Origin of the sequence: Streptomyces sp. NBC_01210, from assembly GCF_036010325.1 — a bacterium.
Taxonomy (GTDB): Bacteria; Actinomycetota; Actinomycetes; order Streptomycetales; family Streptomycetaceae; genus Streptomyces.
Map to the genome: position 1 here is coordinate 5,964,305 of NZ_CP108549.1, position 22,433 is coordinate 5,986,737.

The 22,433-nt window shown below is 68.5% G+C and carries 23 protein-coding genes; 20 read left to right on the plus strand and 3 right to left on the minus strand.

What is annotated here, in order from left to right:
* Positions 1-15: 15 nt before the first annotated feature.
* The 10 genes from OG735_RS27325 to OG735_RS27370 all read left to right on the plus strand — a co-directional run bounded on the left by OG735_RS27325 (position 16) and on the right by OG735_RS27370 (position 8,968).
* Complete coding sequence (locus OG735_RS27325) at positions 16-1,401, plus strand: sensor histidine kinase (protein ID WP_327325778.1); 1,386 nt, start codon at positions 16-18, stop codon at positions 1,399-1,401.
* Between the two features lie 14 nt (positions 1,402-1,415).
* Entirely contained in the window at positions 1,416-2,543 is a 1,128-nt protein-coding gene (locus tag OG735_RS27330; protein WP_327325779.1) for a response regulator transcription factor, read from the plus strand.
* Positions 2,544-2,776: 233 nt separating this feature from the next.
* Positions 2,777-3,016: a hypothetical protein gene (locus OG735_RS27335; protein WP_327325780.1), complete on the plus strand. Its 240-nt coding sequence runs from the start codon at positions 2,777-2,779 to the stop codon at positions 3,014-3,016.
* 68 nt (positions 3,017-3,084) lie between these two features.
* A complete protein-coding gene (locus tag OG735_RS27340; protein WP_327325781.1) occupies positions 3,085-3,603 on the plus strand; it encodes a pilus assembly protein TadG-related protein in 519 nt (172 codons plus the stop codon).
* Positions 3,604-3,633: 30 nt separating this feature from the next.
* Positions 3,634-4,248 (plus strand): hypothetical protein, encoded by a 615-nt coding sequence (locus OG735_RS27345; protein WP_327325782.1) that lies wholly within the window; start codon positions 3,634-3,636, stop codon positions 4,246-4,248.
* 4 nt (positions 4,249-4,252) lie between these two features.
* Positions 4,253-4,879: an OmpA family protein gene (locus tag OG735_RS27350; protein WP_327325783.1), complete on the plus strand. Its 627-nt coding sequence runs from the start codon at positions 4,253-4,255 to the stop codon at positions 4,877-4,879.
* 234 nt (positions 4,880-5,113) lie between these two features.
* Positions 5,114-6,649 (plus strand): polymorphic toxin-type HINT domain-containing protein, encoded by a 1,536-nt coding sequence (locus tag OG735_RS27355; protein WP_327325784.1) that lies wholly within the window; start codon positions 5,114-5,116, stop codon positions 6,647-6,649.
* The gene (locus tag OG735_RS27360) at positions 6,646-6,999 is read left to right on the plus strand and encodes a DUF6086 family protein (RefSeq protein ID WP_327325785.1); all 354 of its coding nucleotides are present in this window, start codon (positions 6,646-6,648) and stop codon (positions 6,997-6,999) included. Before OG735_RS27355 ends, OG735_RS27360 begins: the two co-directional genes overlap by 4 nt.
* Positions 7,000-7,072: 73 nt before the next feature.
* Complete coding sequence (locus tag OG735_RS27365; protein ID WP_327325786.1) at positions 7,073-8,116, plus strand: phosphotransferase family protein; 1,044 nt, start codon at positions 7,073-7,075, stop codon at positions 8,114-8,116.
* Between the two features lie 108 nt (positions 8,117-8,224).
* Entirely contained in the window at positions 8,225-8,968 is a 744-nt protein-coding gene (locus OG735_RS27370; RefSeq protein WP_327325787.1) for a hypothetical protein, read from the plus strand.
* A 45-nt stretch (positions 8,969-9,013) separates the two neighbouring features.
* Here the strand turns inward: OG735_RS27370 and OG735_RS27375 are convergent, their stop codons facing one another.
* Positions 9,014-9,445, minus strand: a complete 432-nt coding sequence (locus OG735_RS27375; RefSeq protein WP_327325788.1) for a DUF192 domain-containing protein — start codon at positions 9,443-9,445, stop codon at positions 9,014-9,016.
* A gap of 67 nt (positions 9,446-9,512) precedes the next feature.
* On the opposite strand from OG735_RS27375, the gene OG735_RS27380 reads away from it, so the two are divergent.
* The 3 genes from OG735_RS27380 to OG735_RS27390 all read left to right on the plus strand — a co-directional run bounded on the left by OG735_RS27380 (position 9,513) and on the right by OG735_RS27390 (position 12,534).
* Entirely contained in the window at positions 9,513-10,301 is a 789-nt protein-coding gene (locus OG735_RS27380) for a prepilin peptidase (protein ID WP_327325789.1), read from the plus strand.
* A 102-nt stretch (positions 10,302-10,403) separates the two neighbouring features.
* The gene (locus OG735_RS27385) at positions 10,404-10,808 is read left to right on the plus strand and encodes a cupin domain-containing protein (protein WP_442812498.1); all 405 of its coding nucleotides are present in this window, start codon (positions 10,404-10,406) and stop codon (positions 10,806-10,808) included.
* Positions 10,809-10,980: 172 nt separating this feature from the next.
* The gene (locus OG735_RS27390) at positions 10,981-12,534 is read left to right on the plus strand and encodes a DUF2079 domain-containing protein (protein WP_327325790.1); all 1,554 of its coding nucleotides are present in this window, start codon (positions 10,981-10,983) and stop codon (positions 12,532-12,534) included.
* On the opposite strand, the gene OG735_RS27395 is transcribed toward OG735_RS27390, so the two are convergent.
* Entirely contained in the window at positions 12,512-13,663 is a 1,152-nt protein-coding gene (locus OG735_RS27395) for a winged helix DNA-binding domain-containing protein (RefSeq protein WP_327325791.1), read from the minus strand. The genes OG735_RS27390 and OG735_RS27395 overlap by 23 nt on opposite strands.
* Positions 13,664-14,120: 457 nt before the next feature.
* On the minus strand, positions 14,121-15,158 hold the full coding sequence (gene mgrA, locus OG735_RS27400) for an L-glyceraldehyde 3-phosphate reductase (RefSeq protein WP_327325792.1): 1,038 nt from the start codon (positions 15,156-15,158) through the stop codon (positions 14,121-14,123).
* Between the two features lie 105 nt (positions 15,159-15,263).
* On the opposite strand from mgrA, the gene OG735_RS27405 reads away from it, so the two are divergent.
* The 7 genes from OG735_RS27405 to OG735_RS27440 all read left to right on the plus strand — a co-directional run bounded on the left by OG735_RS27405 (position 15,264) and on the right by OG735_RS27440 (position 22,424).
* Positions 15,264-16,025, plus strand: coding sequence for an isoprenyl transferase (locus OG735_RS27405; RefSeq protein ID WP_327325793.1), 762 nt, complete (start codon positions 15,264-15,266; stop codon positions 16,023-16,025).
* A 332-nt stretch (positions 16,026-16,357) separates the two neighbouring features.
* Positions 16,358-17,680: a PhoH family protein gene (locus OG735_RS27410; protein WP_327328479.1), complete on the plus strand. Its 1,323-nt coding sequence runs from the start codon at positions 16,358-16,360 to the stop codon at positions 17,678-17,680.
* A gap of 391 nt (positions 17,681-18,071) precedes the next feature.
* A complete protein-coding gene (locus OG735_RS27415; protein WP_327325794.1) occupies positions 18,072-18,764 on the plus strand; it encodes a transglycosylase SLT domain-containing protein in 693 nt (230 codons plus the stop codon).
* A 118-nt stretch (positions 18,765-18,882) separates the two neighbouring features.
* Positions 18,883-20,229 carry an AI-2E family transporter gene (locus OG735_RS27420; protein ID WP_327325795.1) on the plus strand — a complete coding sequence of 449 codons (1,347 nt, stop codon included), beginning with the start codon at positions 18,883-18,885 and terminating at the stop codon, positions 20,227-20,229.
* Entirely contained in the window at positions 20,226-20,981 is a 756-nt protein-coding gene (locus OG735_RS27425) for a hypothetical protein (RefSeq protein WP_327325796.1), read from the plus strand. Before OG735_RS27420 ends, OG735_RS27425 begins: the two co-directional genes overlap by 4 nt.
* A gap of 97 nt (positions 20,982-21,078) precedes the next feature.
* Entirely contained in the window at positions 21,079-22,092 is a 1,014-nt protein-coding gene (locus OG735_RS42060) for an outer membrane protein assembly factor BamB family protein (protein ID WP_442812499.1), read from the plus strand.
* A 71-nt stretch (positions 22,093-22,163) separates the two neighbouring features.
* Positions 22,164-22,424 carry an outer membrane protein assembly factor BamB family protein gene (locus OG735_RS27440; protein ID WP_327325797.1) on the plus strand — a complete coding sequence of 87 codons (261 nt, stop codon included), beginning with the start codon at positions 22,164-22,166 and terminating at the stop codon, positions 22,422-22,424.
* Positions 22,425-22,433 lie beyond the last annotated feature (9 nt).

Consider the following 22,433-nt stretch of genomic DNA (forward strand, 5'->3'; position numbering starts at 1 on the left):
AAGGGGGAAAGGCACATGGTGCTTCACCCGGTGTCCACCGGACCGGCCGGCATCGTGACGGCGGACGGCCTGCTCGGCGTGGCAACCGGCGACGCCGCCCCTGCCGAACCCGCGCTCAAGATTCAGCTGAGCGCGCTGCAGGCCATGTGCCGGCAGGTCTTCGGATTCCGGCTGGCGATGATCGCGCTGGCCACCCCGTTCGCCATCATGGGTACGGCATCGGGCTGGCCGACCCTCCTGGTCGGCATCGCGATCCTGGTCACCTTCATGGGGTCGTACGTCCTCTTCCGCGACTGGGAGCGCTTCGGCCCGCTGCTGCTGCGGCACCCGTGGCTGCTCGGCATCGACGCCTTCTTCGGCGCGCTGCTGCTGATCACCGCGACCCCGGCCAGCCCGCTGAGCTACGTCACCATCTGCACGCCGCTGCTGGCGGGACTTGTCTACGGCTGGCGGGGCGCCGGTGTCTTCGCCGCACTGACCATCCTGATCATCTTCGCCGCCTATGGAGCCAACACCGAGCTCAGGGTCTCGATCGCCGGCTCCACGCTGCTGCCGGGCCTGTGCGCCGTGCTGGGCGCGGTCGGAGTCAGCCTGCGCCAGCTGATGCTCCGCTTCGGCACGGCGACCCAGGCGCTCAGCGACGTACGCTCACGGCTCGCGGTGACCGAGGCCGTCGAAGGTGAACGTGCCCGACTGGCGCGGGAGATGCACGACTCTGTCGCCAAGACCCTGCACGGCGTCGCGATGGCCGCCGACGGCCTGGCGTCCTCCGCCGACCGGATGGACCCGCTCACCGTCAAGCACCAGGCCGGCATGGTCGCCAGATCCGCCCGCCGTGCCGCCGCCGAGTCCCGTGAGCTGCTCTCCGACCTGCGCCGTCAGACCGACCTCGGCGCCACCGGGGTGGATGTCGTCGCCGAGCTCGGCGCCCGTACTGATGATTTCGCCCGGAAGACCGGACTGCGGGCCACCTGGCGCACCCTCGGTGACGCCCCCGTCCCCGATGTCCCGCACGCGGTCGCCCGCCACCTGCTGACCATCGCGTCCGAAGCGATGGAGAACGCCCATCGCCATGCCCGACCCACCTGCCTCGACGTGTCCGTGGGCGTCGTGGACGGAGCCTTACGGATCAGTGTCTACGACGACGGGCGCGGTCTGCCGCCCGGTACGTCGCTCGACGACCTCAGAAAGGCGGGTCACTTCGGACTCGTCGGCATGGTCGAGCGCGCGGCCGGAATCGGCGCCCGTATCCGCATCGGACGTGGACGGGCGACCAGAGGAACCGAAGTCCGCCTCGAGATCCCCGTCACTGCCCTACTGCCCAGCGGCCTGCCGGCCGCCGTACACCCATTGCCCACGAGCCGGCCGGTCCCGACCGACAACAGTCCCCACACACTCTGAAAGGAGGCCGCACCATGCCGGACGATTCGTCGTACACATCCGGACAGCGGACGCCGAGGTCGCACGTGTCCCAGCACACGTCGTCGCACAGCACACCCATCCGCTCCGAGCACACTCCTGCCCAAGTGCCACTTCCCCCGCCGGCCGCAGCATCCGGAGGGTTCCCCGCCCTCCCCACTCCGGCGGCACCGGCACCGTTGCGGGTCGTCGTCGCCGATGACAACCCGGTAGTACGGGCCGGGCTCCAAGTACTGCTCTCCGGCCGCGAGGACATCGCGGTCGTCGCCGAGGCCGCCGACGGACGGCAGGCCTATGAGATGGCCCAGCAACACCGCCCGGACGTGGTTCTGCTCGATGTGCGGATGCCCGGCGTCGACGGGATCTCCGCGCTGCCTCATCTGGTGCGTATCGCGCCGGTGATGATGCTGACGTACAGCCGTGAGAGCGAGATCGTGCAGGAGGCGCTGCGCCTGGGGGCGGGGGGCTACCTGGTCCACGGGGAGTTCAGCGCGGACCAACTCGTCGACGCCGTGCGGGACACAAGGCAGGGCAGGGCCCACTTCACGGCCACCGCCGCCAACGCCCTGCTGGCCCATATGCGGGGCGAACCCGCGCCGGCGGAGCCGCATCCGTTACCGGAGGGGCTGGGGCAGGCGTTCACCGCCGGTGCTCCGTATGGAGGGGGTCAGAGTGCTCCGCAGACCCCCGATGGTGCGAATGCACACACTGAAGCGCCGCGAGTGGATCCGTACTGGAGTCCCAACTCCGGTCACCTGCCCGGCTCCTATGTATCAAACTCATTGCAGTCGCTGCATGACTCTTCGCGTATGCAATCGAATGTGGGAGAGTCTTCGGAAGCGCGGCATGCAACGGGCCACGACTCGCCTCAGCAGGCGGGATCCAGGCCGAAGTTCGGGCTGAGCTCGAGGGAGGCTGAGGTGATGGACCTGATCGCGTCGGGCATGACCAATCAGCAGATCGCTGCCACCTGCTTCATCAGCGAGAAGACGGTCAAGAACCACATCAACCGCATCTTCGCCAAGCTGCACAGCGCCAGCCGCAGCGAAGCCATCGCGGTATGGCTCGGCATCGCACGGGGATACGGCGGCGGTGCGCCGAGGGGGGCGGTCGGCCATGGCTGACAGGGCCACGACGCGCGATGCGGACCTTCGGACCCACCCTCCGAACGGCCGGGCCCAGCCTTCCCTTTGGGCCTTGGATTGGGCCCTGGGACCCTCTGTCGGAGCCATCGGTCCGGCGTACGTTTCTCGTGTCGAAAGCGGCACCGGCCAGGAGGAAGCCGGTAACGCGAAAGGCGCTCAGGAGACATACGAACCGGCCGGTGTGCGGCCGGCCGGACCCGGAGGGGAACACCATGTCGAAGGACCTCGCGCTCAAGGCCGCCGTTGCGACGCAGCTTCGTGTGAGCGGCTGGAAGAACACAGCGATCGAGCGCATGAGCCGCAGGGCCGACCAGGGTCAGACCTCGGTCGAGTACATCGGCATGCTGGTGGCGGTCATCGCGATCATCGCAATCATCGTGACGATGAAGCAGGACATCGGCCAGGCGATCGGCAACAAGATCAAGGACGTGATCGGCACCTCCGGCAAGTAGGACTATTCGCTGGAGTGCTCACCAGGCATCGCGAGGCAGGGCAGGCTTTCCCCATCTACATCACGGTGGTGGCGGGCCTGCTCTTCCTCGCGTTCGCGTATTTCGTGGTCGGCGAGTACGCCGATCAGCGAAATGGCGCCCAGGGTGCTGCCGACGCCGCCGCGCTGGCCGCAGCCCAGGACGCACGGGATCAGATCGTGGAAGAGCTGCTCGGACCGAAGCTGCCGGAGAACTGGGCGGAGCTCATCCTCGGCAGGGGATTCGAAACCGGCGCCGCATGCGACATCGCCGACGACTACGCGCAGAAGAACGACTCGGACAGTAACGGCTGCCATCCCTATTACGGGCAGTACTGGGGGTTCACCGTCGGAGTCGAAACGAAGAAAACCATCGGCGATTCGGTGATCCCGGGTACGGCGGACAAGAAGGGCGAAGCAAAGGCCAGGGCCGTCGTTGTGCCCGAATGCTCGTTGAGCGGGGCGAAGCTCGACTGCGACGGCATGGCTTCGTTGATCGACCCGGACGACCTCGGTAGCGTGCCGGACCTGGCTGATCTCTTCACCGTTCGTCTGATCGACGCGAACTGACCGAGTGACAACTAGCAGAGGAATGCAGTGATGAGCATGCGGCAGATCTCACAGGCGCGCAGGGCGGCGGCGGCCGTCACCGCGGCGGTGGCGCTCACTTTCGCGCTGGCCGCATGTGGCAGCGACGGTGACAAACCCGACCAGGCATCCAAGGCCGGCCAGTCGTCGGCTCCGGACAACGGGGGCGCGGTCGATCAAGGGGGCAAGGGAAACCCCGGCAGTGCGAATCCACAGCCGGACAAGGTCCTCACCACGCTCAAGGGCCAGGACGGTATGGAGCTGGACATCACCGCTGCGGTCCGCGACTCCGGCGGGTTTGTGACGGTCCAGGGGAACATGCGGAACACCGCAGATGCCGATTTCAACCACACCTCCGACTGGTCCGGGTCCGAGCTCGAGATCAAGCAAGCGGTCGGCGGCGGCTCAGTGGCCGGCGCTACGCTGGTGGACGCCAAGGAGAAGAAGCGCTACTACGTGCTGAGGGACACCGAGAACAGGCCGCTGGTCACCACACTCAGCAGCGTCAAGGCCAAGACGTCGACTCCCGTGTTCATGCAGTTCCCGGCGCCGCCGGAGACCGTTAATCAAGTGACGTTCTCGCTGCCTACCTTCCAGGCCGTGACGCTCCGGCTCGGAAGCGAGTGAGGATATGCCAGTCCTTTCAGCTTTCGTGCGCGGCAGGGCCGTGTTCATCGGCTCCATCGCCCTCGCTCTGACCGTCGTTGCCGTCCCGTCGGCAGGCGCCGACGACGGACCGCGCCCCAAGGCCACCTCCGTGTACAAGGGGAAGGTCGACGTCAGCGACCCCGACCTCAAGATGGTCGACGGAGCGACGCTCGCTCCGGGCAAGGTTCTGGAGATCAAGCAGGTCGTCGGTGACGAGGCGGGCGACCAGCAACGTGAGGATTCGAATTCCGAGGTCAAGTTCAGCCTGCAGGCCGAAGTCCTCTTCGGCAAGGACAGCGCCGAACTGAGCAGCGATGCCAACTCCCGTATCAAGGCGATCGCCGAAGAGATCAAGAAACAGAACGCGACGAAGGTCCGGGTGTTCGGTTTCACGGACGATCTGGGGTCGGCGGCACACGGAGATCTGCTCTCCAAGCAACGCGCCGACGCGGTGCACGGGGTTCTCTCCAAGGAACTCGCCGCTGTAGGCATCACCTATGAGATCCGGGGATACGGCGAGCAGTTCCCGATCGCGGAGAACACCTCCGAGGAAAACCGCAGGAAGAACCGGCGCGTGGAGGTCTCGTTCCCGCGCGGCACGGCTTCGTAGTCTCCTGGTTCTGGATCACTTCGCTGATGTGAGCGCGCAGTGGGCCCCGCCGCAGTCTTCTTTGCGGCGGGGCCCACTGCTTGCGCCCGCACAAGGTGAGCCCGACTTTGGGTCCTGGGGCCCACGACTGCACACGCACCCGGCCCTAGCGTCGTGTGCATGTCGCGTATGGGGGTTGTGCGTCAGCTTCGCCGGCGGGTGCGTAGGTTATTGCCGCGTACGGATGCCCGGGCATTGGGGCTGCGGAAGTCGCAGTCGGGGCAGACCGCGGTGGAGTACATCGGTCTGGTCGTAGTGGTGATCGCGATCATCGGTGCGCTGGTGGCGACCGGTGGTGTGCCCGAGGTGGGCAAGGCTCTCGGGAACAAGATTTGCCAGGCGGTCGGCGGTAGTTGTGGTGTCGACGGCGGGGGAGACCCCCAGGCACAGGGCGATCAGGACGACCAGGGCGGGCAGAACGATCCGAGCGATCCCGCCGGCACCGGCGATCCCGCTTCCGACGACGACGGTGGTCAGAAGACACAGACCCAGCTCGACTACGACAAGGCGCTGAAAGAGCTCCAGGACGCCCAGAGCGCGGAGAAGTCCGACCAGGACAAGGCGATAGAGGCCGCGAAGGAGCTCGCGAAGATCCTCGCCGAGGAACTCGGCATCACCGACGCCCTCAATTGCATCACCAAGGGGGACATGGGCGCCTGTACCGAGACGCTCATCAATGTGCTCCTCAGCCTTATCGGCGGTGCGGTCGGGAAACTCGCCGCGAAGTACGGCGCGCCATGGAAATGGAAGAAGGCCGTCGGGCTCGTCAGGAAGCTCAAGAAGCACGGTGGAGACCTGTACGACGCCCTGAAGGGGCTCATCAACAACCGCAAACGCGTAAGCGACGCCGAGAAGAAGCTCGCCGACGCGAAGAGGAAGCTCGACGTCGAGAAGAAGAAACCAAAGGACGGCGAGAAGAAGCCGGACGACAAGCCGAGGACGTGCCCGCGGCACAGCTTCCCGCCCGGTACGCCCGTGCTGCTCGCCGATGGGCGTCGCATGCCCATCGAGAAGGTACGCACCGGCGACCGGGTCGAGGCCACCGACCCGTACACCGGGAAGACCGCGACGCGCCTCGTGACGAACACCATCACCACCTACGACGACAAGGAATTCACCCGGCTCACCGTGCGTACGAGGTCCGGTACCGCAGTGGTCGAGGCAACCGATACCCACCCCTTCTGGCTCACCGGGCAGCGGCGCTGGGCGGACGCCGGCGACATCAGGGCCGGAGACGGGCTGCGCGCGCTGGACGGCACGGAGCTGAAGGTGCTCACCACACGTCGCTACACCGAGCGCCGAACGACCCATGACCTGACCGTCGCTCAGACCCACACCTATTACGTGCTCGCCGGGCGGACGCCCGTTCTGGTGCACAACGAGGACCCGACCGGCTGCGGTCCGCTCGACGGTAAGCGTGAGTACGACGTGTACGATCCAAATACCAAAAACAGGATTACCGATATCGACCACATCGATGGTGGAGTCCTGTGGGAAGAGAAGAGCGCACTCTTCGGTGACGAGTCGTGGCTCACCAAGCAGGTGGACGGAAAGCTTGCGAAGTACCTGGAAGCCCGTAGGCATATGGAGGGGTACGAACAGGCCCCCATTGGATTCAGGTTCACGAATCCCAGGGTCGACCCTCGATTCCGTGCCGCACTCGAGCAGCGCATTCAGAAGCTCAGGGACGAGAATCCCGGGCTGGACATCAGGCTGGAGTTCACGGAATGAGCTACTACTTCGAAATCTCCGGTGAAACCGTCTGGGATCCGGCCCTGCGTATCGCGAAGTGGTACCTCGCTCTCGCCGAGAGCACGGCGGAGCTGATGCAGGTGCCGACCGGTCTCACGCCGTCCGAGCAGGACACGTGCGAGATCGACCCGACGGCGTTCCAGGGCTTCGTCGAGGGCCTGTACGAGGTCTACTTCTCGACCCGTCACCCGGTTCAACACGGCCTGATCAAGGGCCTGTTGCTTGCCTCGCTGGTGGTGCTGGAGCGCACGGGTACCGTCATCCGGCCGAAGACCGAGGCGGAGAAGCCGTTGTGGGAGGAGAAGCAGGCGCTGGCGCGGTCGATGTAAGCGGCCCGCAGGTCTGAAACAGTTGCCGGAGCCGTCCCGCGGGGGGAAGGGCTGACCGTCCCCTGGAAGGGAGTTGAGGGTGACAGTGCCCTTCGGGAAACGGCTGCGGGCCCAGTTGGGTGCGCCACGCAGGGCCCGGCTGCTCGACAGCAGCCCGCGTTCCGCCGTCTGGCAGGTCGAGCTGGGTGACGGTACGCCTGCCGTCGTGAAGCAGCTGGTGGCCGGCGCGGAGGCCGATGAGCGGTACGGGCGGGAGGTGGCCGCGCTGCGGCTTGCCGCGCGGGTCCGGCCGGCCGTTGTGCCGCGGGTGCTCGGCGTGGACGCCGACGAGCGGGTGGTCGTCCTGGAGTACGTGGAGAACGGGCGGGCGCGCCAGGGGTGGGAGGTCGAGTACGCGGCTGGGCTCGCCCGCCTGCATGCGGCGGCGAGCGGGAGCGAGGGCGAGGGCGGGGAGGGGCTGCCGGCTTGGGTCGGGCCCGCTGCGGGTGATGTCGGCTCGTTTCTCGGCTTCGCGCAGGCGCTCGGTGCCGGCGTTCCGGACGGTGTCGAGGACGAACTTCACCAACTGCTGCCAAGACTTGGCAAGTTGAACGGGCCGCGTGCGCTGCTGCACGGAGATCCGTGCCCCGGCAATGATCTGCCCACCCCGGACGGCATACGTTTCATCGACTTCGAGCAGGCCTGCCTCGGCAATGGCCTCATGGAACTCGCGTATCTCCGCATCGGCTTCCCCACCTGCTGGTGCGTGACCGCCGCTCCCGAACCGCTGCTGGCCGAAGCCGAGGCGGCGTACCGCACCGCCTGGCGGGCGGCGACCGGTGCGGAAGTCGAGGGCGAGCTCGTCGATGCCTGCGCGGGGTGGCTGATCCGGGGCGACGCGCTGGTCCAGCGCGCGCACCGGGGGCATGTCGACCAGCTGGCCCGGGTTCTGGACGAGGACTGGGAGTGGGGGACGGTGAGCGCGCGGGAGCGGTTGCTGCACCGGCTCGGGGTCGTGGCGCGGATGGCCGACGGGAGCGAATCCCTGGGCGGGTTCGGCCGGCTCAGCGCCGATGTGCGGCGGCGCATGCTCGAACGCTGGCCTGCGCTGAAAGCGGCGCCGGAACGGCGGCCGTAGAGACCGCAGTAGAGGCAGCCGATTGGGTCCGTGGGCCCATGCGAGGGCGCGAACACCGCTGTTAGCGTGCGTCAACGGCACCATTCACACCGGCGGGACGGGACACGGATGAGGCGGCAGCGCACGGCAGCGGCGGCAGCGGTCCTCGCCCTTGCGGCGGGGCTTACGGCGGCCTGCGACGGAAAGAGCGGGAACAGCGGAGACAACGCCGCCCACGCCTCGAAACCGACGCCGGCGCAGAAGACCACTGCCTCCGCGACGCCCCCTCCCGAAGCCCCCCGCGCTCCCCAAAAGGACCTCTCCCAAGCCGACTTGGAGAAGGCGGTCCTCGCCAAGGGTGATGTGTCCGGCTTCAACGTCGGGCCGATGGACTCTCCGCCGCTCCAGGGTGAGACCGCCGACAAGACCGAGTGCATCCCGATCACTGCCGTCATCAACGGCAAGCCGGAGCCCGTCGCCCAGGCCTCCGTGTACCGGCAGCTCACCGGCGCCAAGGACGGCAGGCCCGCCGTCTCCGAATTCCTCACCGTCCATGGGGCGCAGGGTGCGGCGACGGTGCTCAGTCGGCTGCGGACCGCCGTCGAGGCGTGCGAGGGCGGCTTCAAGGCGAGCGGCGGCGAGGGGCCGTCGACGTACAAGAGCGTAAAGACGCTGCCTGTCGCCAAGGTCGGGGACGACGCGTTCGCCTACCAGGTGACGGGCGACTTCGAGGGCGACTCCGTACCGCTGGTCTTTCAGGTCGTACGCTCCGGCGGCACGCTGGCCACCTTCTACACCGCGAACCTCGAGGGGCCCCAGACCCCGACGATTCCGCCGGCTCTGCTCGCCGCCCAGATCGCCAAGCTCAAGTAGCGGCCAACGCGGCCGTAGCAACCACAGCGGCCGGAACGGTCGGCTTCAGGGCTCGATCGTCAGCTGTACGCCCGGGCTCACGCCCCAGCCCGCCATCGCTCCTGCCTCCGACTCCAGCACATGGCGCGCGCCGAACCGCGGCTTGCCGAGCCTGCCCGGCTTCATCGTGTGGACGTCCACGACCCTCAACTCCTTGTCCAGATACGCCACATCGATCGTGAAGCGCATCCTGAAGGTGTGCACGCTGTTGCACGGGGTCAGCAGGATCGCGCCCTCGATACCGTCCCGCCCCAGCAGCCCGCGCCGCCGCGTCCCGTACGAGGCCGCGATCTCCACCGGAATCACCGGAATCACCGGAATCACCGGAATCACGGGAATCGCCGAAACCGGCGGTGTCACCGGCTCCGCGGCCGCCCCGTCCCGCTCGGCGATCCTCAACGACCCAGTGCCATTCCGCCATTGACGCCTTCCGCCCATGGCCCTAGACCGTAGCGCCCGACGCCCGGCCATGAACCCCGGATCACCAGGAGTGGGCCCCGGGCCCATGACCCGACGCGCCGAGCCCCATATGATCGCTGCCGTGTACGCCACGCTGATCGCCGTCGCCGCCTTCTGGGGTGCCGCCGCCGGGTTGCTCGTCCCGCGCGCCGCATACCGGCTCTCCGTCGAGCCGGAGGAGGCGTGGCGCGACACCTGCCCCGCCGGGCACTCCTTCGCCGGGCCCGTGCAGGGCTGGCTCGGTGGTGCGCGGTGCGTGCCCTGCGGCGCGGCGATAGCCACGACCCAACGCCACCTGCAAGTCCCTCTTGTCCCTCTCGTCACCGCTCTCTCCTGCGCCGCCCTCGCCGCCGCCACCGGCCCCCGCCCCGAACTGGCCGTCTGGCTGCTGCTCGCGCCCTTCGCCGTGCTTCTCGCCCAAGTCGACCGCAGCGTCCACCGCCTGCCCGACCAGCTGACCCTCCCGCTCGCCGCCGCGGCCGCCGTGCTTCTCGGGCTCGCCGCGCTGCTCCCCGCCGACGCCGGCTCCTGGCCGACCGCGCTGCTCGGCGGACTCGTCCTCGGCGCCGCCTACTTCGTGCTCTTCCTGATCCACCCGAACGGCATGGGCTTCGGCGACGTCAAACTCGCCCTCTCGCTCGGCGTCGCCCTCGGCTGGTACGGCTGGACGGTCCTCTTCACCGGAGCCTTCGCAGGCTTTCTGCTGGGTTCGCTGTACGGGGTCGCACTGATGGTCCTCCGACGCGCGAACCGTAAGACCGCGATCCCGTTCGGGCCGTTCATGATCGTGGGCGCGCTGGCCGGGCTGCTGCTCGGCGGCCTCGCGGCGGGCTGAGACGGCCGGCCTCAACGCCTCGCGGCGCACATGCGTTTGCGCACATTCGTCGGCGCAGATATGTACAAGACACGACCCGTCCTGCCCGCGAAAATCGTTCGCATGGATTCCATTGACGCGAAGCCGGTCAACCTCACCGAAGCCCTCGCCACGTTCGACGATGTCTACAGCCCCCGCATCGTGGCCCGGATGAACGACTACGACGTACGGATCGCCCACACCGCCGGAGAGCACATCTGGCACGTCCATGAGGACACCGACGAGTTCTTCCTCGTCCTGGACGGCCGTTTCGACATCGCGCTGCGCGCCGCCGACGGGACCGAGTCCACCGTCGAGCTCCACAAGGGCGACACCTTCGTCGTGCCGAAGGGCGTCGAGCACAAGCCCTCGTCGCCCGGCGGCTCGATCCTCATGTTCGAGCCTTCCGGTACGAAGTCGACGGGCGACCGGCACGACGGCGAGATCCCCGACCACGTCGACAGCACCACCGGGCACGCCTTGTCATGAGAGCGCGTACGGTGACGAGCTCGTCGCCCAGGCGGAAGCCGTCTCCGCCGACGGCCGGGACTTCTCCTGAGCGGATGCGGTCGGAGGGGCCCTTCATCGCCACGACGACGCGCTTCCTCATCGAGGCGGTCAAGCCGTCCGGCGTCAGGATGCCCATCTAGCATCGGGGCGTATGCGGACATTCTCTGACAATGCGGTGATTCGGCGAGGCGTACTGCGGTCCCTCATCCCCGCTCCGGCGCCAAAACCCCGATCGCGCTCCACTGCCCGTTTCCCCGCCGCCCTCCTCCCCTGGAGCTGGGCGGCGGTGCTCTTTCTGCTCTACGCCACCGTCGCCGTACGCCGTCATATGCTGCTCCGCACCACCGGCTACGACCTCGGTATCTTTGAGCAGGCCGTACGCGCCTACTCCCAACTGCGGCCGCCGATCGTCCCCCTGCGCGGCGACCACTTCAATCTGCTCGGCGACCATTTCCATCCCGCGCTCGCCGTCCTCGCCCCGCTCTACCGCCTCTGGCCGTCGGCCCTCTGTCTGCTCCTCGCCCAGTCGGCGCTGCTCGCCCTCGCTGTCGTACCGCCGGCCCGCTGGGCGCTGCGGGAGCTCGGGCGCCGCCCGGCGCATGTCGTCGCCGTCGGCTATGGGCTGAGCTGGGGCATCGCCTCAGCCGCCGCCTTCGACTTCCATGAGGTCGTCCTCGCCGTACCGCTGCTCTCCTTCGCGCTGGAGGCCCTCGGCCGCCGCCGCTGGGGCCCCGCCGTCGCCTGGGCGGCTCCGCTCGTCCTGATCAAGGAGGACCTGGGCTTCACGCTCGCCACTCTCGGCTGTTACGTCGCCTGGAAGGGCCCGCGCCGTCTCGGGGTCGTCACCGCCGCGGCCGGTCTGCTCGCCTCGGCCGTCGAGATCAAGCTCCTGCTGCCCGCGTTCAATCCGGCGGGCCAGTATGCGCACGGCGGCAATCTCACAGAGGGCGCGCACAGCTCGCTGCTGTCCACCATCGCCTTCGCCCCGCTCGACGCGCTGCGCCCGGACATCAAGGCCATGACAGTGATCCTGGTCTTCGCCCCGTCCGCGCTGCTTGCGCTGCGCTCACCACTCGCGATCCTCGCCGTGCCCACCCTGACCTGGCGGATGCTGTCGCGGATCGGCTTCCACTGGGGAACGTCCTTCCACTACAGCGCCGTCCTGATGCCCATTGTCTTCGTCGGCCTCATCGACACACTGCGGCAGTGGCGCGGCGTGGACCATCCGCTCGCCGCCCGCCATGTCCGCGCATCGCTGATCACCGTGCTCGCCGTGACCCTCGTCATGCTGCCGTCGTTCCCGCTCGCCCAGCTGGCCCAGCGGGCCACGTGGCGCTCGACACCCCATATCGATGCGGCCCGCTCGTTGCTCGCAAGGATCCCGGACGGGACGACCGTCGCCGCCTCCAACCGCCTTGTTCCGCAGCTCACTTCACGCTGCGAGGTGGTTCTCTTCCCCACGTTCCCGGTCAACGCGCGGCTGTACGAGTACGACAGGACGCGGCTGCCCCAGCCCACCGCCGAGTGGATCATCCATGACAGCAGGGCGCCGGAGGCCTGGCCGTACCCCTCGGGGCACTGGCCCTACCCGCCCGAGCAGCAGGCGGCCGAACTCGACGCCGCGCAGCGCAAGTACGGCTATGAGCGCATCGCCCAGCGTGACGGCGTCACTCTGCTACGACTCAGGCGTGCGGCCCGACCGTGACCTTCCCGACCGTCAACTCCGCCTGTCCTTCCAGCACTTCACCGACCCGCTCCACCTGCTGCTCCAGCTCGCGGTGCCGGGCGGTGCCCAGTGTGTCGCCGATCGGCTCCACCGTGACCGCGATCCGCCGCCCGGACCGCCGCTGGTGCCACACCCCGGCGACAATCCCGTCGACGAGCACCACCGGGAAGTTCCCGGCCTGCCCGCCCGCCAGCGCCCGCTCGTACGCCGGGCCGGGGAAGAGCAGCTCGCGCGGTTGCGAGGCGATGGCGTACGCGTCGAAGTACGGCAGCAGCCGCACACCCCGCGGCGGCTCTTCCGGGAACTCGGTGTCGCCGGCCGTCACCCACGCCCGGCCGCCCTCGAACGCCACCTCCTCGATCCTCCCCTCGCCCGCCGACGCGGCGAACACCTCTGCGGCCCAGCCCTTGGGCGCGGCCAGCCACTTGGCGAAGTGCGCCGGGGTGGCGGGCCCGTACGCGTACAGATAGCGGTGTATGAGCTCCTCCGACGCGGCGGGACCGTCCATCGGCGTGACGTCGGGGCTGGTGTAGGTGGCCTTGCGTCCGCGGTTGGGCGCGAAGCGGAGCGCACCGCGGTGCGCGGCCGTGTGCATCGCCTGCCGCCAGCGTGGCCACTTGCCCTGGAAGGCTTCCATCACCGGGTCCGCGGCCCAGGACCCGGTGCGTTCGACGATCGCCTCGGTCAGCTCGTCGATCGTCAGCTCCGCGCCGGTGAGAGCGTCGCCGACGGCCGCGACGACCTGCTCGGTCTGCTCCGCCGTCATCCGTACGGCGGCGGGCATCGGGCTCGCGCCGGCCGGGATCGCGGACAGTGCACCGGTCCACAGCGGCAGATCGGCCGCCGCCAGCAGATGGACGGTGCCGCGTGGCCCGTATGTCTTCACCAGGCTGCCGTCCGTCCACAGCGCCTCGCGCACGTCGGCCCGCGTCGCACCGCCCTCCAGCCGCAGCGCGACGGACAGTTCGGCGGCGGACAGCACCTGCGCGTGCGCGCCGAGCATCGCGGTGGCGATCTCGGCGGGGGAGGCCTTGGCCGGGGCGGTCAGCCCCTGTCGTGCGAGCCGGCGGGCGTTGGCCTGGGTCCATGTCACACGTCGCGTCGTCATACGGATGACTCTAGGGTTTATATAGGACAGTTTCTGTCCGCATTCGGCCAATCTCTGGGAAGGTCCCTGAGGCAGCCCCTGGGTCAGTCCATGGGCCAGGCGTCAGCTCCCCCACAGTGACGAACTCCCATGGGGCGGATTCTCGCCAATATGTCGAGGGAGCCCGCAGCCTGACGGGCCCTTGCCCTGGCGCGCCGTCAATGTCACGCCTGTGACCGGGGGTCCCTCGTGGGAGGGACGGCCCCCGAGTGTGCGCGTCGGTCCGGAACCAGCCACTTTCCCGGACCGCGCGACGGCCTCCCCGCCGTACGCCGGATTCGGAGCGTAGTTACGGCATGGCATGGCGCTCGGCGGACTAACGAAGGGTTATGGTGGAAACCCCCCCTCGGGCCGGTCCGTATCCCCCCCCCACGGACCGGCCCGTTTTATTTCTCCGGCTGTTTCTCCGGGGGACGGCTCAGCTCCGCCCGGCCCAGATGTTGGTGCCCTCGGTGTCCACCGCGAAGCTGTCGATCTCCTTCAACTCCTCGTCGCTCAGGGCCGGTCCGGCCAGCGTCGCGACGTTCTCCTCGAGCTGCTTCACACTGGAGGCGCCGATCAGGGCGGAGGTCATCCGCTCGTCCCGCAGCACCCAGGCGATCGCCAGCTGGGCGAGGGACTGACCGCGCCTGACAGCGATGTCGTTCAGCCCGTTCAGCCGCCGTACGACCTCGTCGGAGAGCAGATTCGGGTCCAGGGACTTGCCCTGCGTGGCCCGCGAGCCCTCCGGGATGCCCTTGAGGTATTTGCCGGTGAGCAGCCCCTGTGCGAGCGGCACGAAGGAGATGCAGCCCATGCCGGCGCTCTCCAGCGTGTCGAGCAGTCCGTCGGCCTCGATCCAGCGGTTGATCATCGAGTACGAGGGCTGGTGGATGAGAGCCGGTACACCCATCTCCTTCAGCAGCTGGGCCGCCTCCGCGGTCTGCTCCGCGTTGTACGACGACACACCCGCGTACAGGGCCTTGCCCTGCTGCACGGCGGAGGCCAGCGCACCCATCGTCTCCTCGAGCGGGGTGCCCGGGTCGAAGCGGTGGGAGTAGAAGATGTCGACGTAGTCCAGACCCATCCGGTTCAGGGACGCGTCGAGCGAGGACAGCAGGTACTTCCGCGAACCCCACTCGCCGTAGGGTCCCGGGTGCATCCAATAGCCCGCCTTGGTCGAAATAACCATTTCATCACGGTATGGTGCGAAATCCTCCGCAAAGATCTTGCCGAAGTTGAGCTCGGCCGACCCGGGCGGCGGCCCGTAGTTGTTCGCCAGGTCGAAGTGCGTCACACCCAGGTCGAAGGCGCGCCGCAGGATCGCGCGCTGTGAGTCGAGGGTGCGGTCGTCGCCGAAGTTGTGCCAGAGGCCGAGGGAGAGCGCGGGAAGCTTCAGCCCGGAGCGGCCGGTGCGCCGGTACTCCATCGACTCGTAGCGGTCCGCGGCTGCTCGGTAGGAGAAGGGATCAGTCACGCATCCCTCCTTATCACGGACTTGTGACAAGCCGGGTTGGGCCGCTGTACCCAGCGCGCAGTAGTGTGGCGCCCTCGGGGACTGCCGCATGGAGGGGTTGGAAAAGTGAACCTGCGCGACCTGGTGTACGGGCTCTACGCGCGCCGGGTGGAAGGCCGCCTCGACCACGCCCAGGTGCCCAAGCACATCGGAGTCATCCTCGACGGCAACCGTCGCTGGGCCAAGGCATCCGGTGGCACGGCCGAGCAGGGGCACAAGGCAGGCGCCAGCAAGATCCAGGAACTGCTGGGCTGGTGTGCCGAGACCGATGTCGAGGTCGTCACCCTGTGGCTGCTGTCCACGGACAACCTGGACCGCCCCGAGAACGAGCTGATCCCGCTCCTCGGCATCATCGAGAACGCGGTCCGCGACCTCGCGGCGGACGGCCGCTGGCGCGTGCACCACGTCGGCACGCTGGATCTGCTGCCCGCCCGTACCCAGTCCGTACTGAAGGAAGCCGAGCAGTCCACGGTCGGCATCGACGGGATACTCGTGAACGTCGCCGTGGGTTACGGCGGCCGCCAGGAGATCGCCGACGCCGTCCGCTCCCTCCTTCTGGAGCACGCCGACAAGGGCACGAGCTTCGAGGAGCTCGCCGAGATCGTCGATGTCGAGCACATCTCGGAGCATCTCTACACGCGCGGCCAGCCCGACCCCGACCTGGTCATCCGTACCAGCGGCGAGCAGCGGCTGTCCGGATTCATGCTCTGGCAGAGCGCCCATTCGGAGTACTACTTCTGTGAAGTCTTCTGGCCGGCCTTCCGCAAGGTCGACTTCCTGCGTGCGCTGCGCGACTACGCCGCGCGCCACCGCCGCTACGGCAGCTGAGGCCCCGTTGGGTCCCCTGTAGCGCGGAACACCCTCTGTTCATCCACGCGTCGTCATATGCCATGGCATGGCTGCGCATGTTCGAGGGAATACCCCTTCCAGGTCGACGTCCGATCCACGAACGTCGTATCTCAGTGAGCGGCCGAGACCGCTCGCCCGGGAGGCCCTTTGCACACGAAGGACCGCACTCCTAGTGCGGACACCGCGGAGGGCCGGAGTTCGGCCCGCGCATCGTGGCCGAGTCCGGCCCGTCCCCTGCCTTCGGCGGGGGAGACCCCATGGCCCGCGACGCCGTCGCACTGCCGACCTCATTCGAGGGGGTACGTCCTTCCGTGGTGAACAGCACAAAGCGCCGCATGCCCGACAGGCGCACCTATGTTCTCGACACCAGCGTCCTGCTGGCCGATCCGAACGCCCTGACCCGTTTCGACGAGCACGAAGTCGTGCTCCCGATCGTGGTGATCACGGAGCTGGAGGCAAAGAGGCACCATCCGGAGCTCGGTTACTTCGCCCGCCAGGCGCTGCGCCTTCTGGACGATTTCCGTATCCGGTACGGCCGCCTCGACGCCCCCATCCCGATGGGCGACCTCGGCGGCACGCTCCGTGTCGAGCTCAACCACTCCGATCCCGGCGTCCTTCCGGCCGGCTTCCGATTGGGGGACAACGACTCACGGATTCTGGCGGTAGCGCGCAATCTCCAGGCCGAGGGGTACGACGTCACGGTCGTATCCAAGGATCTGCCTCTCCGTATCAAGGCCTCGTCCGTCGGTTTGCTGGCGGAGGAGTACCGGGCGGAGCTGGCCATCACCGACTCCGGCTGGACCGGAATGGCCGAACTGCCCCTTTCCGCCGAACAGGTGGATCTGCTGTACGGCGAGGAGACGCTGTACGTCCCCGAAGCGGCGGAACTGCCCGTCCACACCGGCCTCGTTCTGCAGTCCGAGCGAGGCAAGGCGCTGGGCCGGATCTCGGCCGAGGGCAATGTGAAGCTGGTGCGCGGCGACCGGGAGGCCTTCGGTATCCACGGCCGCAGCGCCGAGCAGCGCATCGCTCTCGATCTGCTCCTCGACCCGGACGTCGGCATCGTCTCGCTGGGCGGCCGGGCCGGCACCGGCAAGTCGGCGCTCGCACTCTGCGCGGGCCTCGAGGCGGTCCTGGAGCGCCGGCAGCACCAGAAGGTAATGGTCTTCAGGCCGCTGTACGCGGTCGGTGGGCAGGAGCTCGGCTATCTGCCGGGCACCGAGGCCGAGAAGATGAGCCCCTGGGCCCAGGCGGTCTTCGACACGCTCTCGGCCGTGGCGGGCCGTGAAGTGATCGAGGAGGTGCTCGGACGCGGCATGCTCGAGGTCCTGCCGCTCACCCATATCCGAGGCCGATCGCTGCACGACGCGTTCGTCATCGTCGACGAGGCCCAGTCCCTGGAGCGGAACGTCCTGTTGACCGTTCTGTCCCGTATCGGGGCTAATTCCCGGGTCGTTCTGACCCATGACGTGGCACAGCGGGACAATCTGCGCGTCGGCCGGTACGACGGAGTCGTTGCCGTGGTCGAGAAGTTGAAGGGCCATCCGCTCTTCGCGCATGTCACCCTCACTCGCTCCGAGCGTTCACAGATCGCCGCGCTCGTGACCGAAATGCTGGAGGAAGGCCAGATCTAATACGGAATAAGGCAGTTGGCGCCGCCCGGTAGAGCGCAAGAGCGTAGCCGGGCGGCGCCGTGCTGTCCGCCGGTTTCCGTAAAACACCTGGCGCAAACGGGGTGTGAGCTTTCACACGTAACGAAGAATTGCCTTGCGGCGTCGGCTTCCGGCAGAGTCTTGCTTCCGTCAGGCCCCGCATACGGCACATCCGCACCTCCAGAGGTGCACAGCACCACACAACTCAAGACTTGCCGTCGTATGCCGCCCGCGAGCATCATGCGGCACTCCCGTCAAGGGGGTTGCCCACCGGGCCCGCGCCTCCCGTGACCCAAGCAGTAGGGAGGCCAGCGTCAGGGGCACGATTGCGCTCGCGAGGTCACCCATGCGGGCGTTGCTGGAAGGAAACCGTGTGAGCCGGATCTCGGTCCGGGGGTTCGCAGTGGCATCAGCTACTGCGGTCACCACCGTTGGCGCCGTCGTGGGCGTTGCCTCGGGCAACACCCTGCCCTCGAACGACAACCTTGAGGCGTCCGCCGCCGACACGACGCTCCTCGCAGACATCCCCATGGGCCAGCAGGCTCAGGTTCAGGCCTCGTCCCTGACGCAGCAGGCCGACGCGCAGGCCGCTGCCGCAGACGCGGCCGCGAAGAAGTCCGCCGAGGAAGCGGCCCGTATCTCGGCTGCCAAGACCGCCGAGGCGAAGAAGGAAGCCGCCGAGGAGAAGGCCGAGCGCGATCGCGAGGCCAAGGAAGCACGCGCCAACCGTGACTCGGTGCGGGACGCTTCCACCTTCTCCGCGAAGAGCTCCTATTCCGTCGCCGAGGTCCAGGCGATCGCACGGCAGATGATCCCTGCCGACCAGTTCCAGTGCTTCAGCAACATCGTGGACCACGAGTCCAGCTGGAACTACCAGGCGCAGAACGCCTCCTCCGGTGCCTACGGTCTCGTCCAGGCGCTGCCGGGCTCGAAGATGTCGTCGGCCGGCGCCGACTGGCAGACCAACCCGGCGACCCAGATCAAGTGGGGCCTGAACTACATGAACAGCCGCTACGACAGCCCCTGTGGCGCGTGGTCGTTCTGGCAGGCCAACAGCTGGTACTAGGATCTGCCGGCGCTCAACTTTTCGGAGCCCCCCACCGTCCTACGGTGGGGGGCTCCGTGCGTGTACGGTCGGTCGGAAAGGGCTCCCGGGGGGAGTGGTGGGGGGAAGAGGGAAGATCATGTCGAGACTGCCAGGATGGCTCGCCGGCCTGGGCGCCGGGCTGACCCGGATAAGCGAGCGCCTGGACGAGCAACGCAGCGAGGACGCGGACGACGATGTGCCGGTCGTCCTTGGGCCCACTCCGGACAGCGTCCCGCCGCCGCCCGCCTACGCCCCCACCGTCGCGGCCAGGCCCGACCCGGTCGCCGCGATTCCCTGGGGCATGCGCGTCGCGGCCGAGGCCGGCTGGCGGCTGCTCGTACTGGCAGGCACGCTCTGGGTGTTGATGCGCATCATCAGCGCGGTACAGCTGGTGGTCCTCGCCTTCGTGGCCGCGCTGCTCGTCACCGCGATGCTCCAGCCCACCGTGGCCCGGCTGAAGAAGCTGGGCCTGCCGCGCGGGCTCGCCACCGCAGTCACCGCGATCGCGGGCTTCATCATCATGGGCCTGGTCGGCTGGTTCGTGGTCTGGCAGGTGATGGACAACCTCGACAACCTCTCCGACCGGGTCAGGGACGGAATCGAGGAACTCAAGCGCTGGCTGCTCGACAGCCCGTTCCATGTCACCGAGCAGCAGATCAGCGACGTCGCCAAGAACCTCAGCGACACCATCGGCACCAACACCCAGGAGATCACCTCCGCGGGCCTGCAGGGTGTGACGGTGATGGTCGAGATACTGACCGGCATCCTGCTGGCGATGTTCTCGACGCTCTTCCTGCTGTACGACGGCAAGCGCATCTGGCACTGGGTGCTCAAACTGGTCCCGGCGCAGGCGCGTGAGGGAGTCGCCGGAGCAGGGCCGCGCGCCTGGCGCACGTTGACCGCGTATGTCCGCGGCACGGTGATCGTGGCGCTGATCGACGCGATCTTCATCGGCCTCGGCATCTACTTCCTCGATGTCCCGATGGCCGTACCGCTGGCCGTCTTCATCTTCCTGTTCGCCTTCATCCCGCTCGTCGGCGCGGTCGTCTCCGGCGCGCTCGCGGTGGTCGTCGCACTGGTCACCCAGGGCGTGTTCACCGCGCTGATGGTGCTGATCGTCGTCCTCGCCGTACAGCAGCTCGAGGGCCATGTGCTGCAGCCCTTCATCCTGGGCCGCGCGGTCCGTGTGCACCCGCTCGCCGTCGTCCTCGCGGTCGCGGCCGGTGGACTGACCGCCGGGATCGGCGGCGCCGTGGTGGCGGTGCCGCTGGTGGCGGTGACCAATACGGTCGTCGGCTATCTGCGCGCGTACGGCAGGGAGCAGGCTCTGCGGGACTCACCGCCCCCGCCGCACGGCGCTGTGGCGGTCGAGGCCGCGCCGACGCCGTCCCCCGGCCTGACCCCGGCGCCGGCGTCCGCCGGTGTCGGAGAGGCACAGGAGTGATATCCGAGCCGGAACTGGTGGGGGAGGACGAGCCGTTCGGCGAGTCCGAGCTTGCCGGGCCGCGGACGGGTGAGGCGGACGCGGCCGGGGCCGAGACGGTCGCGGCCGACGACGGTGTATCCGCCCGTCGGCCCCGCCCGGCCTGGGTGTCGGCGGTCGGAGGTGTACTGGCCGCGTCCGTGGTGTGGGCGGGCGGCCTGTATGTGTACGAGAGGCAGGACCCGGACGTCGGCGGCTACCGGGCGAGCCGCGACCCCTGCTCCGAAACCGGGCTGAAGGCGCTGTCCACCGTGCTCGGCAAGGTGCAGTCCCGGATGCAGACGGCGCGCGAGCACCCGACCCTCGACCTGGCGTCCTGCTGGGCCACTGTGGAGTCGCCCACGGCGTCGCCGAAGGACGGGGGCCTCGAGGAATCGCCTCCGAGCGTCTACGTCACCTACACGCTGCACAAGAGGACCGACCCGGGGCCGGAGTTCAAGGCGGCTACTGCCGCGCAGATGCTCTTCGGGAACACCGAGGTCACCATGGAACAGGTCGACGGGCTCGGCGAGCGTGCCTACTTCGTCCTGGAGGACGGCAGCGACGAAGCACCGACCCTCCATGTGCTGGACGGCCAGGCCGTGCTGACGCTCTCCGTCTCGCCCGGCGGGCCGAACGGTCCGGGCGGTAAGAGCGCTCCGGCCGATCTCTCGGGCATCAGGCCCTTCATGATCGAGGACATGCGGACGCTGATGGCCACATTGCAGAGCTGAACTCTTGCGGACGACTCGATGAGGATGCGGTGCGTGGACCCGGGCGAGCGGCAAGCTGCGCGGGCTGCGGCCCGGCAGCTACACCGCCGAGACGACCGTGTACGACACCCGGGGCACGGCGTTCCCCGCGCTTCCCGCGGCGAAGTCCACCTTCGAGGTCGTACGCGACGCCGAGCTGTCGAAGCCGAGCACCGGGCAGGACTGGCTGCGGCAGGGTGGCGACGAGGCCGGGCGGTCTGTGAGCGGCGACAACCCGGGCGACACGCTCGACCTCAAGTGGACTCAGCACACAGGTGAGCAGTTCAACCTGAACGGCTCCGTGATCGCGGACGGCAAGCTGATCGTCTCGTCCCGCGCCGTCGACTCCCCGTACAGCATGATGCTCGCCTACGACATCACCTCCGGCCGCGAGATCTGGCGCACCTACCTGGACGGCGACGCCGAGTCGGCGCCGACGCTCCACGACGGACGGGTCCATCTGACGACCGGCGTCGGACGGATCTACGCGCTGGACGCCGAGGACGGGCACGTCGCCCGGGAGTCGATCGACCGTGAGGAGCAGCACGGCGACACCGTGCGCCGCTACGGTCGCGCGGGCGGACCGGTCAGCGTTGTCCCGCTCGCCGGCGGGGACCGTACGGTCGCCGTCCACCAGGACTGGAACACGGTGCGCTGCCGTGACGCCAGGACGGGCGAGAAGCTGCCCGGCGGCTTCGGGGCCGCGGCCTCCTGGGGCCAGTCCCACAGCACGGTGGTGCGCGAGCTCGGCTCCAACACCGCCTATCTGCACTCTTCGTCGAGCAACACGGTCATCGCGATGGACCTCGCGAGCTGCAAACAGCTGTGGGCGAAGGACACCGGGGGCGACATCGACAGCCACTCGTCGCCCGTGCTGACGCAGCCCGCATCGGGCCCGGCGAAGCTGGTGACGTTCACGGCGTACGGCGTACGGCGTACGCGGCCACGACCCGAAGACGGGCGCGGTGACCTGGGAGTCCAAGGTGGGCGGCGGCAGCACCTGCGAGCCGGGGCGGGCCCCGCTCACCAGCCCGGCCGTGTGGGGCGACATTGCCTATGTCGCGGGCCGCGACGGTGTCGTACGCGCCTATGACACGAGCGCGGCCGATCCGTCGAAGCCGGTGTGGGAGACCAAGGGCCGATTATCTGGCGGGCGAGAGCCCGATGGACGACAAGTGGCGCGTCGCCATGGGCTGCTCGGCGGGAGCCGGTTCGCCGACGATGCATCCACTGGTCACCAAGTCCCTTGTGTATGTGGGGACATGGGACGGACGGCTGCTCGCCCTGGACCGTGCGAGCGGCACGCAGCTCGCCGCGTACAACCTGGGCGCGGGAGTGGCTTCGGCGCTCTCCGTCAGCGGTGACTGGGTCGTCGCCCTCACGGACGACGGCACCGTCCACGCACTCGCCGCGCGCCGGGACTGAGAGGAAGCG

Excerpts from the sequence above, each read along its gene's own strand:
- OG735_RS27325 (WP_327325778.1), top strand. The coding sequence starts at position 16 with ATGGTGCTTCACCCGGTGTCCACCGGACCGGCCGGCATCGTGACGGCG.
- OG735_RS27380 (WP_327325789.1), top strand. The coding sequence starts at position 9,513 with ATGACCCGACGCGCCGAGCCCCATATGATCGCTGCCGTGTACGCCACG.
- OG735_RS27420 (WP_327325795.1), top strand. The coding sequence starts at position 18,883 with ATGTCGAGACTGCCAGGATGGCTCGCCGGCCTGGGCGCCGGGCTGACC.
- OG735_RS27350 (WP_327325783.1), top strand. The coding sequence starts at position 4,253 with ATGCCAGTCCTTTCAGCTTTCGTGCGCGGCAGGGCCGTGTTCATCGGC.
- OG735_RS27395 (WP_327325791.1), bottom strand. The coding sequence starts at position 13,663 with ATGACGACGCGACGTGTGACATGGACCCAGGCCAACGCCCGCCGGCTC.
- OG735_RS27375 (WP_327325788.1), bottom strand. The coding sequence starts at position 9,445 with ATGGGCGGAAGGCGTCAATGGCGGAATGGCACTGGGTCGTTGAGGATC.
- OG735_RS27440 (WP_327325797.1), top strand. The coding sequence starts at position 22,164 with ATGGACGACAAGTGGCGCGTCGCCATGGGCTGCTCGGCGGGAGCCGGT.
- OG735_RS27360 (WP_327325785.1), top strand. The coding sequence starts at position 6,646 with ATGAGCTACTACTTCGAAATCTCCGGTGAAACCGTCTGGGATCCGGCC.
- OG735_RS27345 (WP_327325782.1), top strand. The coding sequence starts at position 3,634 with ATGAGCATGCGGCAGATCTCACAGGCGCGCAGGGCGGCGGCGGCCGTC.
- OG735_RS27370 (WP_327325787.1), top strand. The coding sequence starts at position 8,225 with ATGAGGCGGCAGCGCACGGCAGCGGCGGCAGCGGTCCTCGCCCTTGCG.
- OG735_RS27385 (WP_442812498.1), top strand. The coding sequence starts at position 10,404 with ATGGATTCCATTGACGCGAAGCCGGTCAACCTCACCGAAGCCCTCGCC.
- OG735_RS27390 (WP_327325790.1), top strand. The coding sequence starts at position 10,981 with ATGCGGACATTCTCTGACAATGCGGTGATTCGGCGAGGCGTACTGCGG.
- OG735_RS27330 (WP_327325779.1), top strand. The coding sequence starts at position 1,416 with ATGCCGGACGATTCGTCGTACACATCCGGACAGCGGACGCCGAGGTCG.
- OG735_RS27335 (WP_327325780.1), top strand. The coding sequence starts at position 2,777 with ATGTCGAAGGACCTCGCGCTCAAGGCCGCCGTTGCGACGCAGCTTCGT.